General features: G+C 39.7%; 15 protein-coding genes and 1 CRISPR repeat array. Of the genes, 7 read left to right on the forward strand and 8 right to left on the reverse strand.

What is annotated here, in order from left to right:
• Positions 1-170 precede the first annotated feature (170 nt).
• From ntrB to ACE1B6_RS19435, 3 genes are all read right to left on the reverse strand, one after another.
• A complete protein-coding gene (gene ntrB / locus ACE1B6_RS19425) occupies positions 171-1,013 on the reverse strand; it encodes a nitrate ABC transporter permease (protein WP_413258906.1) in 843 nt (280 codons plus the stop codon).
• Positions 1,014-1,191: 178 nt separating this feature from the next.
• The gene (locus ACE1B6_RS19430) at positions 1,192-2,538 is read right to left on the reverse strand and encodes a CmpA/NrtA family ABC transporter substrate-binding protein (RefSeq protein ID WP_413258907.1); all 1,347 of its coding nucleotides are present in this window, start codon (positions 2,536-2,538) and stop codon (positions 1,192-1,194) included.
• 134 nt (positions 2,539-2,672) lie between these two features.
• Entirely contained in the window at positions 2,673-4,220 is a 1,548-nt protein-coding gene (locus ACE1B6_RS19435) for a ferredoxin--nitrite reductase (protein WP_413258908.1), read from the reverse strand.
• A gap of 364 nt (positions 4,221-4,584) precedes the next feature.
• Here ACE1B6_RS19435 and ACE1B6_RS19440 point away from each other — a divergent pair, with 364 nt between their 5' ends.
• Positions 4,585-4,887, forward strand: coding sequence for a Mo-dependent nitrogenase C-terminal domain-containing protein (locus ACE1B6_RS19440; protein ID WP_413258909.1), 303 nt, complete (start codon positions 4,585-4,587; stop codon positions 4,885-4,887).
• A 47-nt stretch (positions 4,888-4,934) separates the two neighbouring features.
• On the forward strand, positions 4,935-6,161 hold the full coding sequence (locus tag ACE1B6_RS19445) for a HEAT repeat domain-containing protein (RefSeq protein WP_413258910.1): 1,227 nt from the start codon (positions 4,935-4,937) through the stop codon (positions 6,159-6,161).
• A 75-nt stretch (positions 6,162-6,236) separates the two neighbouring features.
• Positions 6,237-8,004: direct repeats of the CRISPR family, unit length 37 nt; unit sequence GTTTCAATCCCTGAAAGGGATTAGTTGAAATTGCAAT.
• A 377-nt stretch (positions 8,005-8,381) separates the two neighbouring features.
• Here ACE1B6_RS19445 and ACE1B6_RS19450 read toward each other — a convergent pair.
• From ACE1B6_RS19450 to ACE1B6_RS19460, 3 genes are all read right to left on the reverse strand, one after another.
• Positions 8,382-8,945, reverse strand: coding sequence for an HdeD family acid-resistance protein (locus ACE1B6_RS19450; RefSeq protein ID WP_413258911.1), 564 nt, complete (start codon positions 8,943-8,945; stop codon positions 8,382-8,384).
• 157 nt (positions 8,946-9,102) lie between these two features.
• Positions 9,103-10,008: a hypothetical protein gene (locus ACE1B6_RS19455; RefSeq protein WP_413258912.1), complete on the reverse strand. Its 906-nt coding sequence runs from the start codon at positions 10,006-10,008 to the stop codon at positions 9,103-9,105.
• 43 nt (positions 10,009-10,051) lie between these two features.
• Positions 10,052-10,546, reverse strand: coding sequence for a hypothetical protein (locus tag ACE1B6_RS19460; protein WP_413258913.1), 495 nt, complete (start codon positions 10,544-10,546; stop codon positions 10,052-10,054).
• 346 nt (positions 10,547-10,892) lie between these two features.
• Between ACE1B6_RS19460 and ACE1B6_RS19465 the strand changes: the two genes are divergently transcribed.
• The 5 genes from ACE1B6_RS19465 (at position 10,893) to ACE1B6_RS19485 (ending at position 14,430) form a co-directional block, all read left to right on the forward strand.
• Complete coding sequence (locus ACE1B6_RS19465; RefSeq protein WP_413258914.1) at positions 10,893-11,858, forward strand: LysR family transcriptional regulator; 966 nt, start codon at positions 10,893-10,895, stop codon at positions 11,856-11,858.
• A gap of 125 nt (positions 11,859-11,983) precedes the next feature.
• A complete protein-coding gene (locus ACE1B6_RS19470; RefSeq protein ID WP_413258915.1) occupies positions 11,984-13,057 on the forward strand; it encodes an anthranilate phosphoribosyltransferase family protein in 1,074 nt (357 codons plus the stop codon).
• Between the two features lie 26 nt (positions 13,058-13,083).
• Positions 13,084-13,386 carry a papain fold toxin domain-containing protein gene (locus tag ACE1B6_RS19475; RefSeq protein ID WP_413258916.1) on the forward strand — a complete coding sequence of 101 codons (303 nt, stop codon included), beginning with the start codon at positions 13,084-13,086 and terminating at the stop codon, positions 13,384-13,386.
• An 88-nt stretch (positions 13,387-13,474) separates the two neighbouring features.
• A complete protein-coding gene (locus tag ACE1B6_RS19480; RefSeq protein WP_413258917.1) occupies positions 13,475-13,816 on the forward strand; it encodes a hypothetical protein in 342 nt (113 codons plus the stop codon).
• A gap of 35 nt (positions 13,817-13,851) precedes the next feature.
• Positions 13,852-14,430 (forward strand): molybdenum cofactor guanylyltransferase, encoded by a 579-nt coding sequence (locus ACE1B6_RS19485; protein ID WP_413258918.1) that lies wholly within the window; start codon positions 13,852-13,854, stop codon positions 14,428-14,430.
• A gap of 9 nt (positions 14,431-14,439) precedes the next feature.
• Here ACE1B6_RS19485 and panD read toward each other — a convergent pair whose 3' ends face one another.
• Both panD and ACE1B6_RS19495 read right to left on the reverse strand, forming a co-directional pair.
• A complete protein-coding gene (gene panD, locus ACE1B6_RS19490; protein WP_413258919.1) occupies positions 14,440-14,835 on the reverse strand; it encodes an aspartate 1-decarboxylase in 396 nt (131 codons plus the stop codon).
• Positions 14,836-15,063: 228 nt separating this feature from the next.
• Positions 15,064-15,573, reverse strand: a complete 510-nt coding sequence (locus ACE1B6_RS19495) for an inorganic diphosphatase (RefSeq protein ID WP_413258920.1) — start codon at positions 15,571-15,573, stop codon at positions 15,064-15,066.
• Positions 15,574-15,641: the final 68 nt, after the last annotated feature.

The following is a 15,641-nucleotide window of genomic DNA, read 5'->3' on the forward strand; positions in this document are numbered from 1 at the left end:
GTGATTGGGTACTGGGGACTGGGTACTAGGGACTGGGGACAAGGGGACAAGGGGAATTTTTAGCTTAAAACTCTGTAGGGGCGGGTTTTGTTGTTAAATTTTCTGGTGAGAGTACAAAATTATTTACTAAACCCGCCCCTACAACTTAAAACTTTTCCCCTTTTGCCTTTTTATTTCTGTTCTGCTGGTACTACAATTGTGGCGATGTAGGCAACTAATCTATCTAGTAATAAGCCAACAATGCCCACATAAATTAAGGCTAAAATTAACTGACTAATTTGGGAATTGTTGTAAGCATCCCAGATGAAAAAGCCAATTCCTACGCCACCGACTAACATTTCTGCGGCAACAATTGCTAACCAAGATAAACCAATGCCAATTCTTAAACCTGTGAAAATGTAAGGAACTGTTGCCGGAAACAAAATGTTTAAGAAATAATCTTTACCGGAAAGTTGCAGAACTCTGGCAACGTTTCTGTAATCTTGCGGTAATTGTTGAACACCGACCATTGTGTTAATAATAATCGGCCAAATTGAAGTAATAAAAATTACGAAAATCGCGGAAGGTTCGTTTTGGTTAATGGCAGCTAAAGCGATCGGCAACCAAGCTAGAGGCGGAATAGTCCGCAAAACTTGAAAAATTGGGTCTACTGCTTCGTAAAGGAATTTATTTGCGCCAACAACAATGCCGATAAAAATGCCAGCAATGGCAGATAAAGAAAAGCCGATCGCCACCCGTTTCAAACTTTCAATTATTTGTAATCCTAACCCTTTGTCAATCCCACCATTATCAAAAAAAGGATTGATAATGTAAGGATCGAATGTGTCGTTAAAAACTTGAATTGGGCCGGGTAATCCTTTGGAACCAGGAGGACAAAGGAGTTGCCAAATTACTAGAAAAACAATAATGGCGAAGACTGGGCGAATAACTTTATTTGAGTTTTTGCGCCAAAATTTACTAAAGTTGGTTTGGGGCTTGCGGCTATAAATTCTGCCGTTTGTTCTGGCTGTCATTTTGTTTCCTTGAATTGGCTATTGTGTAGTTGGTAGTCGGTAGAATTGTAGGGGCGGGTTTAGCAGATAAGTCTATGTTCACAGTAAAAGAGTTAAAAACAAAACCCGCCCTTACAGAGTTTTGATTTATAAATCAACTGAAAATTTATTAATTCAAAACTCAAAATTTATTGAGGAATTAAGCTTTCTTAATTGCCAGACTCTTTAAGTATTCTTGAGGATTTTCTGGGTCGAACTTCACCCCATCAAAGAAGGTTTCAATTCCCCTTGAGGTACTAGTAGGAATTTCGGTTTCGGGAACTCCGATCGCTTTTGCTGCTTCTTTCCACAAATCTTCCCGGTTCACTTTATCAATTAGTTCCTTGGTGTTAGTATCAGCGGGAATATATCCCCAGCGAATATCCTCAGTTAAAAACCACAAATCATGACTCTTGTAAGGATAAGAAGCGTTATCTGCCCAGAATTTCATTAACAATGGACTACCTTGAACTGGAGGACGACCATCGCCATAATCAATGTTACCTTTGGAACGTTCAATAATATCTTTAGCAGGGACAGCAGTCCACTTTTTCTGGGAAATAATTTGGCACATTTCCTCTTTATTTTCTGCCTTGTCACACCATTGTTGGGCTTCCAAAACAGCCATTAATAATGCTTTCGCTGCTTTCGGGTTTTTATCTACCCAATCTTGACGCATCGCAAAAGCTTTTTCTGGGTGATTTTCCCACAATTCACCTGTTATTAATGCGGTGTAACCTAAACCTTGGTTAATTAACTGCGCGTTCCAAGGTTCGCCAACACAGAAAGTTTCCATACTGCCACTTCTCATGTTAGCTACCATTTGGGCTGGCGGAACAGGAATTACCGAAATATCTTGATCGGGATTAATACCACCAGCAGCTAACCAATAACGTATCCAAAGATCGTGAGTTCCACCGGGGAAAGTCATCGCTGCTGTTTGCTGATTTTTACCCGCAGCTTTGGCTTTGCTAAAGGCATCTTTTAAGCCTTTGCTATCTAAACCAACTTTAAATTCTTTGTAGTTACTAGCAACAGAAATCGCTTGTCCGTTAGTATTTAACCGCGCCAAAATATACATTGGGACTGGCTGTTTAGTTTTGGTTTGTCCCAAGGTCATAAAGTAAGGCATGGGAGTTAAAATATGCGCCCCATCAATGCCACCACCTGCGGAACCTGTTTCTAAATTATCACGAGTTACAGGCCAAGATGCTTGTTTAAGAACTTCTACATCTTTCATGCCGTATTTGTCGAAAAATCCCTTTTCTTTAGCAATAATTAAAGGTGCCGAATCTGTTAAAGCAATAAATCCTAATTTAGCAGTTGTAACTTCTGGTGCATCAGCAGGATTTACGTTTACTGCTGGTACTGCACTTGGAGCAGGAGTATTAGTATTGCTGGTGTTTGTGGCAGTATTTGTGCCAGAACTACAACCATGTACTAATAAAGTTCCGGCAGCGGTAATTCCAGCAGTGAATAAGAATTTGCGACGGGAATATTTCGACATTTGCTTTAACTCCAGCGGTGATTTGAGTGATAGTGAGAGAAATTTTTCCTGCCAAACTCCCGGCTAGCAAAATTTAACTGAATTTTAATCTTTCTTGCTAGGGTGTTTGGTAATTTAAGATGCAAAATGAGAATTTAATTGGAAAATTCTGAGTTGATTTCTGCATCAAAGTGTTTAATTAATAACTCGCGTAATACGGGTTTTAAGTCTTCACAAGGAACGCTTTTTCTGATGCAAGTTCCTAACTGGGCATCTTTGCCGACTTTGCCACCCATGTAAATATCTACGCCTTCTAAAGTTTGACCATTTTTTCTAACTTTTGTACCCATTAAACCGATGTCGGCTACTTGGGGTTGTCCGCAGGAATTGGGGCAACCTGTCCAATGAATTCGCACTGGTTTTTTTAGAGTTAATTCTGTTTCTAATTCCTGCATTAACTCAACAGCGCGGTTTTTGGTTTCAATGAGTGCGAAGTTACAGAATTCTGCCCCGGTACAGGAAACTAATGCTCTGGTTAATGGGGTGGGGTTAATGGCAAATTTTTTGATGATTGATTCGCTTAAAAATGCTGCTAAACAAGCATCGTTAATGTGAGGAATGATGATGTTTTGTTCAACGGTGAGGCGGATTTCTCCTTTGCCATAAACATCGGCAATTCGGGCGATTTCTAACATATCTTGGGCAAAAAGTCGCCCGACGGGAATGTGTAACCCGACATAGTTGAATCCGGGTTGTTTTTGGCGATAAACTCCAATCCGATCGCATTTTTCCCAGATAATTTCGTCTTTGGCTGCGGCTTCTTTTAGGGTTTTTCCTAGTTGTTTTTCTACTTCGCTGCGGAATTTTTCAATTCCCCATTCGTCAATTAACCACATTAATCGGGCTTTTTGACGGTTGGCGCGAAGTCCGTTGTCGCGGAAAACTTCTAAAATTGCCCGACACAAGGGAACTACTTCTTCTGGTGTCACCCAAGCATTTAAGGGAATGGCTGCGTCGCAACGTTTGGCGGAGAAGAAACCGCCGACTATAACGTTAAAACCAAAGCTTTCTCCCGAAAATGCGGGAATAAAGGCAATATCGTTGATTTCGGCGTGAACGGAGTTGTCTCGACATCCGGCGATCGCAATATTAAACTTCCGAGGTAAATTAGTAAATTCGGGGTTTCCTTCGCCTTTGTTGGTAATCATGTCCTGCACTTGCTGGACTAACTCTCTGGTGTCGAACAGTTCGTCTGCATCGATTCCGGCTACGGGTGAACCTGTAATATTGCGTACATTATCCATCCCAGATTGTACGCTTGTCAAACCGACAGCTTTGAGTAGTCGGAAAATTTCCGGGATGTCTTCTAGGCGAATTCCGCGCAGTTGCAGGTTTTGCCGAGTAGTGATGTCAGCGTTACCATCGCTACCATAGCGTTGCACAATCTCCGCAAGAACACGCATTTGGTCAGCATTAATGATGCCATGAGGCAAGCGCAATCTTAACATAAATTTACCGGGCGTAACTGGGCGGAAAAAAATTCCTAACCATTTCAGCCGATAGTCTCGATCGCCTTCTTCCATTGCTTCCCAGCCGATTTTGGCAAAGTCTTCTAGTTGCGCTTTGACCGCTAGACCGTCTTTTTCGGACTTGATTTTTTCAAATTTGTTCAGACTTGCCGTCGCTGTGGCTGTGGCTACCATTTTCTCTTCCTTTTGTTGATTGCCTTGGTTTTAGTCCCCATGTTGCTTGAGGTTTTCGGCAACAAGTTTGTTAAACAATGTTGTGTTGGATTGACTGTTCGTTGCTAATAAGCTATCCGGGCTGAATATGAATTTTCGTATCAGTTTTTACAAATTTTTTTACAAAATGAAACTTTTACATTGATAGGATGCTTTTATTACATTTTGAATTGGCGATCGCTCTCTCCGTGCAAATTATTGAATAAAAGTGATTCGATAATTGCATCGATCCCTAATTAACGTAACAACCTATACAAAATTTCCCTAACAGGTGGCTTACCTTGAGGTCACAGGGACTTCAGGGACAGAGAGACAAAGGGAATTTATGTTACGTTCTGCTACTTTTGAGAATTCGGGTTTTATTTCTGGAAATTTGTTGCAGCCTGTTTCACATTGGCTAGAATCTTTAGAAGTAAGAGAAGCTAAAATAGCCCACATTTTATGCCGACTAATTCCCGCCTATTGTATATTTGAGCGAGATGTAAAATTAAAGGGAAAAACTTTATTTCATATTCCCGCATTATGTAAGTTGAATCCCTTTTACACTCAATTAATAGAATTGCGTTTTCGGGCTTTATCTTTTTTGGCAGATGAGTGTGGCGAGGATGTTTCTCAATATTGTCATTAACTGAATTTTGGGGCTTGGTTGTTAGGATTTAAAGGGAGTTTGGCAAGTTGGATTTTTTAGCCACCGCAACGATCGCAGCTGAACAAGAAAATTGGTCATTACTAAACCAATGCTTACAACATTTGCGACAGTCAAAAAGTGTAGTCGCTAGTAATCAGCAGCAAATTCTCAATTGGGCTTTCGAGATTTTAACTTGGGGAGATTTTCAAGATCGCTGGGATGTGGCGAAGATTTTTCCTAGTATTGGTAAACCTGCGATCGGACCTTTAATTAATATTTTACAAGATGAAGAAGCCGACGAAGAATTACGCTGGTTTGCGGCAAGAATTTTGGGAGAATTCCATGATTCAGCGGTGATTTTGGTTTTGGTTGATTTATTGAAAACTTCCGAAAGTGAAGAATTAACAGCTATGGCGACGACAGCTTTAGCTAATCAGGGAAAAACCGCAATTGCGGCTTTAACAGATTTGTTAAAGCCAGAAGAATGGCGACTTTTAGCAGTAAGAGGACTTGCCCATATTCGCACTAAGGAAACAATTACTCCTTTATTATCTGTGGTGAATGATTCGCAGGTATTAGTTCGGGCAATAGCAATTGAAGCTTTGGGTAGTTTTCACGATCCGCTAATTTTACCTGTGCTTTTAGTTGCTTTAAAAGATGTAGCGGCGACTGTGCGAAAGGAAGCAGTAATTGCTTTGGGAGTTCGCAGCGACTTAAAGAATCAGGTAAATTTGGTTCAGGTTTTAAAGCCTTTATTGTGGGATTTTAATCTTGATGTTTGTCAACAAACTGCGATCGCTTTAGGACGTTTGGGAACAGATGAGGCAGCGGCGGCTTTGTTTTCTTTATGGGAATCTCCAGTAACTCCTGTACCTTTGCAATTACAAGCAATTCGGGCTTTGAGTTGGGTGGAAACTCCTTTGGCGATCGCCTATTTAAAGCAAGTTTTTTTCCAAGATTTTGTAGCTTCTAGTCAACAGCTGAATTCTCAATTGTTAATTTGGCAGGAAGTAATTACAGTTTTAGGACAAGTACAAGCAGTTAATTTAATTACTTTGGCAACTCAGGTTTTAATTGAGTTGTTAAATTCTGGGCATCCAGCGATAAACTTTGCCGAAATTCGCCAAAAGTTAGCGAATAGTTTAGGTTTATTGGCAGATCCCCAAGGGATAGATTCTTTGCAATCTTTGTTGTCTGATTCAGATGAAGTAGTGCGATTACACGCGATCGCCGCTTTAAAAAAATTTCCTTATGAAATTGGGATTAAGCTATAGCATATCTCTCAATACTGCTCGGTTAAGCAAATTCAACTCTGTAGGGGCGTTTTGGATTGATGCTTTGAATCAGCCGTTTCAATCCCTGAAAGGGATTAGTTGAAATTGCAATGAAACCAAAACCGGAACGATCAGAAAGTTTCCGGTTGTTTCAATCCCTGAAAGGGATTAGTTGAAATTGCAATGTTAAGGGATAGGGAATTGCACTTCCCGTATCCCTAGTTTCAATCCCTGAAAGGGATTAGTTGAAATTGCAATTACAAAACTACTGAAACGGTGATTTTAGAGTGGGATATTGTTTCAATCCCTGAAAGGGATTAGTTGAAATTGCAATGAGTTGGCGCGATCGTATCTGTGCGTAGCAGTTCAGTTTCAATCCCTGAAAGGGATTAGTTGAAATTGCAATTAGGGTAGAGTACGGCATTCTATTCTTCCTAATAGGATTGTTTCAATCCCTGAAAGGGATTAGTTGAAATTGCAATCTTGCCCTTGGTGGCAACGGTAAAGTCAATCCAGTTTCAATCCCTGAAAGGGATTAGTTGAAATTGCAATGATAAGGAAATCCAGGAAAGATATAAAAATTCCGTTCGGGTTTCAATCCCTGAAAGGGATTAGTTGAAATTGCAATCCCCAAACCCCCCCAATTTACGCGGAGCGGCGCGAAGGCAGGTTTCAATCCCTGAAAGGGATTAGTTGAAATTGCAATCGCTTCAATTAGTTTCTATCTGCGTTTCTTCGCTTGGTTTCAATCCCTGAAAGGGATTAGTTGAAATTGCAATCCCACTCCAGCTTGAGTAGCTTTGTCCAGTGGTATAAGTTTCAATCCCTGAAAGGGATTAGTTGAAATTGCAATCCTAGTTTTTATTGGAGGAAACAATGAGTATGGATAGAATGTTTCAATCCCTGAAAGGGATTAGTTGAAATTGCAATTCAACTGTCATCTTAAACATATTAGGTTTTGAAGATGAGGGTTTCAATCCCTGAAAGGGATTAGTTGAAATTGCAATTCCCATACTCGTTAGTCGAAAGAGAATTATGATCGATGTTTCAATCCCTGAAAGGGATTAGTTGAAATTGCAATTCAGAAGAAATATTCGATGCAGAAGTAGCACCCGGTTTCAATCCCTGAAAGGGATTAGTTGAAATTGCAATTCCAGAAGCTTCAAGACCTAACCGTATTTCTGTTAGCTTCGTTTCAATCCCTGAAAGGGATTAGTTGAAATTGCAATGCCAACACTAGTAAAACTGATTGAGAAGTACTATCCCGAAGCTGTTTCAATCCCTGAAAGGGATTAGTTGAAATTGCAATAAAAATTCTTTAAAATGATTTCTACTTATTTCGATCGGTTTCAATCCCTGAAAGGGATTAGTTGAAATTGCAATGGGATTAAATAAAAAGTATAAATACGATCCAAAAGATCTTTGCGTTTCAATCCCTGAAAGGGATTAGTTGAAATTGCAATGTGCCAGATTTAAGCACAAAGAATTAGGTAGCTGTGGAGCAATCTTGTTTCAATCCCTGAAAGGGATTAGTTGAAATTGCAATTAGAAATGGTCACGCCGATATGACCACTGCTTTGCTGTGGGTTTCAATCCCTGAAAGGGATTAGTTGAAATTGCAATTGTCCTGGATAGTGCCTCATGAGCCATAATGGAACTTATGGGTTTCAATCCCTGAAAGGGATTAGTTGAAATTGCAATAAGCAATCAGTATATTTACTGATTTGCTTAAATTGTTTCAATCCCTGAAAGGGATTAGTTGAAATTGCAATTCATTACACTTCTCACAAGGACCATTCTTAAGAAGTTTCAATCCCTGAAAGGGATTAGTTGAAATTGCAATGGCAGACTCCCAGAAACCTTACTGTATTTAATTTTCAAGGTACTTTTGCGCGAATCCATTATTAAAATACCTTTTTAGCCCAACAGTTGTCAAGCCGAAAAAACGCCAAACAGAGCAAACCCAGACAGAGAGAGCATTTCCGACATTGCGCGGAAGCCTTAAGCACCCAAACTAGACTCAAACCCTGACCAAAAGAGAATCACAGCCGAAAAAAACCACCCACCGAAAAAAACACCCACCCATTCGCGCTAAAACCTCACCAACACCTCGCAATTAGGAACAGGGGACTAGGGACTAGGGACTAGGGACTGGGGAAAGACTTAAATCTTTAACTTAGAAAGGGAAAATTTCAGTTTTTTCCCCAGCACCCCAGCTACTTAAATTGTTCTCAAAGCTTTCCGGGCTGAGGAAGAGAATAAAATCATCCATAACCCATCAAACATCAGGTTAATACCTAATAATAACCCAATTACCCAAGGAGAATTTTCCGGCCATTGATGCCAAATTAAAATCCCCAAAATAATTCCGAAAATACCACTCAACAGCACCCAATCCCAGTGCTTCGCCGGACGCAATTCAAAAGCTAGAATTACTTGGAAAATGCTCGACACTAAAATTGTAATCCCGACTACTAAAGTTAAAGCAATTAAACTCGGTAGGGGATTGAACATAATTAACAAACCGCCAAGAGAATAGACAATTCCCGCCAGAAACTTCAGCCAAAAATTGCCCCGGATATTAGTTTGAAAAGAATGAACAATTTGGACAATTCCGGTAACTAATAATATAATTCCCAGGAAAAGGGTTGCCGCTACAGTAGCAAAGAATGGGCGAGCGATCGCAATTGCACCCAGAATAATTAAAGCAATTCCTAGAGCGATCGCAAAACCCAAAGCCGAATTTAAACCCCGATCGAAATCCGTATTTGTATCATTTGCCATATTTTGACACCTTTCTTTCCTACGGTAGATGAAAGAGATTATCTTACAACTGCTGCATTTCAACAAGAGGGCAACTCAGCAAAACAAAGAAAAAAGACTCCACCCCCAAACGTGAGTAGAGTCCTGCTTCCCCAGAGTTAAAATTTGCAAAGCTAAATTAATTTACATTTACCCAAAAATCTGTAGTCACAATTTCACCATTACGATTAAACTGACCCCAAAGTTTATACTTTCCTGGTTGGGGAAATTGAGCCATAAAATGCACCTCACCTGATGGTATATTCGGCATACTATGAGCATGAGCATGAATATAATCAGCTTGCGTTAACGGAGATGATTGTTTCACAATTACTAAATGTCCCCGTTCTCCCAAATAAGGTTGCAAATCATTCACAGGTTGATTAGTAGCAGCATCCTTTAAACTAAATACCAAATTAACCGATTCTCCCGCCTTTATTGTTTCAGAAACTACCAAATCAGCCTGAGTTTTGCCAAAAGTTTTATTGCGATTTAAGTCAACTTTTGCCACAGAACCATTACTTCCCGCAACCTCAGTTTTCAACAAAGAAACTTGTTCCTTCTCTCCCGCGGGTTTGTAATCACTAAACAACGCATATTTCCCCGCCTTGGGAAACTGCGTCATCACTTCAAATCTACCATTTTGTTTATAGTCAGGATGAATATGATTAAAAAACTCTAAATTCTCACTGACAATAATCAAGTGCATTAACTGTTCTTGGAAAGTATCAAACTTACTAATTGCTTTACCAGATTTATCTTGAACATCAATCACTAATTTAACAGGTTTATTTGCCTCGATTGGTTGAGCAACCGTCAATTTAGCTTGAATATTTGCCTTAGTTACTGTTGAACCATGATGATGACCGTTGCCATGATCCCCATGAGAATGAGCTTGAATTACTACATTTCCAGCAGCAGAAGCTTCTAAAGCCGTTTTATTTTCCGCCTTGCTATTACTATTAACAATAAATGCCGCAGCACTACCTACAGCAACCAGTCCAACTAAACCCACCAAACTAGAAATTGCCAGCTTATTCTTCATAGTTTCCCCAACCAATTTACAGTACAAACACTAAGCATATTACTTAACGCTTAAAACTAAAACGACTATTCACTTTTTCACCACCAACTTCCGAAAGAATCACAACTTTGTATTCTCCCACCGCTTTTTCTGGTAATAAAACACCGTAATGTTTATCTTTAGCTTTATAGGAAAAATTTAAGGTTTTTTGTTCTCCACTAGGCAATTGAACTTGTGCTTTTACCTTGGCATCACTCACAGGTTCATGACTATCACCTGTCAGTAAATATAAATCTAAATGTGTGCCATTTTCTTCTTTAATTGGAACAAATTCTATATGATACTTCCCAGTTTCTACCACTTGACCACCCTTAGAAGCTTTTGCATGATCGTGTCCATGATTATCTCCCGTTTTTGCCGTCGTTTCTGTCGCCGAATTTGTGGGATTCGCAGATACATTAGCAGCGGGATTAGTAGCTTCTACAGTATTACTACAAGCTGCCAAAGATAGCATAAATATACTACTTAAAATAACCAAACTTTTTGGGTAAAACTGCATAGAACTAACTCCTGAAATTATCTTAAAATTTGCTATTTATTTTTGCTCAAAGATACAAGAACTTGCTCAGTAAAAATTCTTGTATCTTTGTTTTCACGTAACCCCCTAGTTGAAAAGCCTTTTTTGATAAGGCTAACTTTGATATTAGTCATCCAAAGATGAAATCAAGATGAAATTAGTCGTAGTTTGACCTACAGTAAGGTAAAAATTGCTAAAGGAAAAAATAAAAATTTTCCCGATCGCTCACCATTCCCCTTCAAAGCTGTATCAGAATCTACTAAAAAACTGTAGTAAATGAGTTATGGTCATTTCATGACATAATGTGATTCAGGCTACATCATTAATCATGCGCCTAGAGCAGATCCAAGCATTTTTGGCGATCGCAGAAACGGGTAGTTTTCAGCAAGCAGCAAAAAAATGTAACGTTACCCAATCTACCATCAGTCGGCAGATCCAATCCTTAGAAGCAGACTTAGGTTTATCCTTGTTTCATCGGAGCACCCAAGCCAAACTGACACTAGGCGGGGAACGACTATTACCCCACGCCAAAAAAATTTGCCAAGAATGGCAAACCGCCACCCAAGAATTAGCCGACTTATTAACAGGAAAGCAACCAGAACTTTGTGTCGCAGCTATTCCTTCAATTTGCGCTTACAACTTACCCCCAGTATTACAAAAATTTTGCCAAGACTACCCAGCGGTACAATTGCGAGTAACTTCTTTGGGAAGCGATCGAGCGTTAAAAGTGCTCAAAGATGGTTTAGTAGATGTGGCTATTGTCATGAATAATCGCTTCTTAACTGCCAGCCCAGAATTAATAGTCGATGGGCTTTATACTGAACCAATAGAAGTATTAATGGCAGTAAATCATCCCTTAGCTCAATATCAAGAAATACCTTGGTCAGAAATAGTTCATTACCCGCAAATAGTCTTTAAAATTGGCTATGGAATGCAACGCTTAATTCAAGATCACTTTCAGCGTTTAGGAGTCAACTTAAATGCAGTTTTAGAATTAAATACCTTAGATGCTTTTCGGGGAATGGTACGCCAAGGAAACGCGATCGCCCTATTACCAAAAACCGCCCTTTTTGACGCTCACTACGATCCCACATTAGCAGTTAGACCGACCAGCGAACCAACATTAAATCGTCAAGTAGTTTTAGTCACAACTTGCGATCGATTACAAATTCCCCCCATCGCTCATTTCCGCAGTTTAGTTCATAAATTAATCGGCATCGACGCAGCTAATCCGATCGCAACTGCAACTTCCTCCAACTCTAAAACTGCTTTATCTCATGCGATCGCCATTTAACTTCAACCAACAAGAAAAAAATTCAGCTTCGGAGTAATATATAATGTTAATCCCCGGTTCATAAGTCAAAAAATTAAACAAATGACTAATGACCAATCACCAATGACCAATGACCAGTAAAAATTATGAGTAAAGCCTTTAGAGAACTGCTAAAAAAAATCGGTAGCGGTAATCATACCGGGGAAAATTTAACTCGCCAAGAAGCAGCAACCGCCACAAAAATGATGCTATTAGGCGAAGCAACACCCGCCCAAATCGGCGCATTCATGATCGCCCACCGCATCAAACGCCCCACCGGGGAAGAACTAGCGGGAATGTTAGATGCTTACGATGAATTAGGGCCAAAATTACAACCAAAAATAGGCAATGATTCCCAAGTTATCGTGCTGGGAATACCTTATGATGGGCGATCGCGCACCGCACCAATCAACCCAATCACCGCCTTAATTTTAACATCTGCCGGAGTGCCAGTGATTATGCACGGAGGCGATCGAATGCCCACCAAAGAAGGCATACCTTTAATCGAAATTTGGCAAGGTTTAGGAATAGATTGGACGAAACTTTCCCTAACAGAAACTCAGCAAATATTTGAAAGCACCGGATTAGGATTTATTTACCTCCCAAATCATTTTTCCCTCGCCGATGGAATAGTTCCTTACCGCGATCAAATCGGCAAACGTCCACCTTTTGCCACAATGGAATTAATCTGGTGTCCCTACAACGGAGATGCACATTTAATCTCTGGTTTTGTTCATCCTCCCACCGAAAATATGTTTCGCAGTGCTTTAGAAGCCAGAGGATTTCCCCAATATTTAACCACAATTAAAGGCTTAGAAGGTAGCTGCGATTTACCACGCGATCGTACCGCAATTATCGGCATAATTAAACCAAACACCGAATTAGAACGACTACATCTATCACACAACGACTACGGTTTTAGTAACATTAATCCATCCCTTCCTTCCACAACCAACGAATTAATTAATCAAATAGAATCAGTATTAAATGGTGAACCATCAGAAATGATGCAATCTGCTATTTGGAACGGTGGTTTTTACCTTTGGCATTGCGGAATTTGCCCAACAATGGAATCAGGAATTGCTGTAACTAAAGAGATTTTAACTAATAAAAATGCGGCGCAAAAGTTAGAAGAGGTTCGGGGTGCGATCGCCACCTTAAAACTAGCCTGTAAAACATAAAAAATATTAAATTTTTATTTCAATAAATGTCAACTCTACCCCCATTTTCTGACGATGAAATTTTTCGACAAATATCCTATATTATCGAACAGGTTAAAGTTTTGGAATGTGCAGAGTGCGCCGAAGCTATAAAAGAATGGTTAAAATATAACCGAATTAACGGTACTCTGCTCAAAATTAGCCCTCTTGATAAAGCCGATTTCATTCTCAGCGAACGATGGGATGGTGGACGGAGTGCAATTAGTCAAAATGGCTTACACTATGGGATTGAAGTCAGAGGTAAGGTTTTCGATAATCTCTCATTAACAGGACTATCCAGGGAAGAATAGATTGCAGACTTTTACTGTGCTATTGGTGAGTTTACTATAGAAGAAATAGAAAAATTTTAGCTAACCCGAATTTTACCTACAACTTACCATGACAACACTTTATCAACTGCTAAAAAAAATCAAAGAAAGACCAGGAATGTATATTGGTTATCCCTCTGTTTCCGACCTATTTATGTTTCTGTGTGGTTACAGACGTGCTTGTCAAGATCTGGGCATTCCTCTCAGCGAAGAAGAAAAAGAATTCCACGAATTTCAACCTTGGTTGCAGAAAAGATTTGCTGTTAATACCTCAGCTTCATGGGCTAAAATTATTCTGCTTTACTCTAGCAATGAAACTCATGGATTTGAAATGTTTTTTGATTTATTCTCAGAATTTTTGCAGGAACGCCACCATTTGGCAGAAAAATTTCCCAAAAATTCTACTTTTTAGAAATTAAATTATTCAGCTTCAGGGAGTATTTTACATTGGATATTTCAGCATTAATTTTAGCAGGCGGACGCAGTACCAGAATGGGTGAAGATAAAGCCCTCATACCTTGGGATGGCATACCCTTATTAACCAGAGTTTCCCAAGTTGCAACCCAATGCTGCCAGCAAGTTTATATTCTCACACCTTGGGAGGAAAAATATCAGAAAATTGTCCCAGAAAAATGCCAATTTATCACTGAAACTCACCCCGGACAAGGGCCATTATTAGGATTAGCTGAAGGACTGGAAAAAATCTCTTCAGAATGGGTATTACTCTTAGGTTGTGACTTACCTTTACTACAATCTAAAATCCTGCAAAATTGGATTGAAAATTTAACACAAATTCCCGATGAAATTTTAGCGGTAGTCCCCCACCAACAAGCAAGATGGGAACCTTTATGCGCCTTTTATCGCCGTTCCGCTTTACCAAATTTACAGGAGTTTATTCAACAAGGAGGGAACTCATTTCAAAAATGGTTAGCACAGACAAAAGTCGCATCTCTTCCAGTTAGTCAAACTTGCCAGGAAATGCTGTGGAATTGCAACACACCGATCGATCTAGAAAAAAACCACTAAGTTTTAGTTTCAAACTATCACCGAATCTTTAAACAATTCGTTCACATAACGGCGCACTTCCAAAACGTGGTTATTTTGATCTACAATTACCACAGTCGGATAGTAATTTTGCAACTCTTCTTCACTAAATTGGGCATAAGTCATAATAATTAATCGATCGCCCTTCACACCCAACCTAGCCGCTGCCCCATTTAACTCAATTGCCCCAGAATTAGCTGGCGCACTAATAGCATAAGTAATAAACCTTTCCCCATTCGCAATATTAACTACTTGTACCTGTTCATAAGGCAAAATTCCCGCAGCATCTAATAAAGTTTGATCGATACTAATGCTACCCATGTAATTAAGATTTGCATCTGTAAGAGTGCAATTATGAATTTTGGCCCAAAGAAGCGATCGCTGCATCGATTTAAATATAAGTCATTGGTCATTGGTCATTGGTCATTGGGAAAGAAAGGCAGAAGGCAGAAGGGGAAAAGTTTTGAGTTGTAGGGGCGGGTTTAGTAGATAATTTTGTACTCTCAACAGAAAAATTAACAACAAAACCCGCCCCTACAGAGTTTTGGGTTAAAGAGTCCCCTTGTCCCCTTGTCTCCTTGTCTCCTTGTCCTCAATCCCCAATGACCATTTTAGTTACTTATAGGCTTTAATGCACTCTTCAACCAGAGGCATTACCTTATCAATATCTTGCCAACCCAAGATTTTAACTTCTTTCTTTTCCAGATTTTTGTAGGATTGGAAAAACTCAGCAATCTCATCCAAGCGATGTTGTTGAATATCTTTCAGAGATTTCACATTAGCGTAACGCGGATCTTTGTCCGGTACACAGAGAATTTTCTCATCGCGATCGCCACCATCAATCATTTCTAGCATTCCAATTGGTCGCGCCGCAATCACACAACCCGGAAAAGTCGGCTGATCCATGATTACCATACCATCAAGCGGATCGCCATCATCAGCCAAAGTATTCGGCACAAAACCATAATCGTAAGGATACTGCACTGAAGAATACAACACCCGATCCAAAGCAAAAGCTTGCATATCCTTGTCAAACTCGTACTTATTCTTACTTCCAGCCGGAATTTCAATCAAAACATTAATTAAACCAGATTTCGGTTGGGCAGGAATGAGCGATAAATCCACTGTGTAAAGTCCTCTAAACTAAAGCAATTGCGGGGCGAGGTGAATTTTTCTAAATTCTAGATTTCACT

Source organism: Floridaenema fluviatile BLCC-F154, from assembly GCF_041929135.1.
Taxonomy (GTDB): domain Bacteria; phylum Cyanobacteriota; class Cyanobacteriia; order Cyanobacteriales; family Aerosakkonemataceae; genus Floridanema; species Floridanema fluviatile.

Bases quoted from the DNA above. Each gene is read 5' to 3' on its own strand.
- ntrB (WP_413258906.1), bottom strand. From the start codon at position 1,013: ATGACAGCCAGAACAAACGGCAGAATTTATAGCCGCAAGCCCCAAACC.
- ACE1B6_RS19430 (WP_413258907.1), bottom strand. From the start codon at position 2,538: ATGTCGAAATATTCCCGTCGCAAATTCTTATTCACTGCTGGAATTACC.
- ACE1B6_RS19435 (WP_413258908.1), bottom strand. From the start codon at position 4,220: ATGGTAGCCACAGCCACAGCGACGGCAAGTCTGAACAAATTTGAAAAA.
- ACE1B6_RS19440 (WP_413258909.1), top strand. From the start codon at position 4,585: ATGTTACGTTCTGCTACTTTTGAGAATTCGGGTTTTATTTCTGGAAAT.
- ACE1B6_RS19450 (WP_413258911.1), bottom strand. From the start codon at position 8,945: ATGGCAAATGATACAAATACGGATTTCGATCGGGGTTTAAATTCGGCT.
- ACE1B6_RS19455 (WP_413258912.1), bottom strand. From the start codon at position 10,008: ATGAAGAATAAGCTGGCAATTTCTAGTTTGGTGGGTTTAGTTGGACTG.
- ACE1B6_RS19460 (WP_413258913.1), bottom strand. From the start codon at position 10,546: ATGCAGTTTTACCCAAAAAGTTTGGTTATTTTAAGTAGTATATTTATG.
- ACE1B6_RS19465 (WP_413258914.1), top strand. From the start codon at position 10,893: ATGCGCCTAGAGCAGATCCAAGCATTTTTGGCGATCGCAGAAACGGGT.
- ACE1B6_RS19470 (WP_413258915.1), top strand. From the start codon at position 11,984: ATGAGTAAAGCCTTTAGAGAACTGCTAAAAAAAATCGGTAGCGGTAAT.
- ACE1B6_RS19475 (WP_413258916.1), top strand. From the start codon at position 13,084: ATGTCAACTCTACCCCCATTTTCTGACGATGAAATTTTTCGACAAATA.
- ACE1B6_RS19480 (WP_413258917.1), top strand. From the start codon at position 13,475: ATGACAACACTTTATCAACTGCTAAAAAAAATCAAAGAAAGACCAGGA.
- panD (WP_413258919.1), bottom strand. From the start codon at position 14,835: ATGCAGCGATCGCTTCTTTGGGCCAAAATTCATAATTGCACTCTTACA.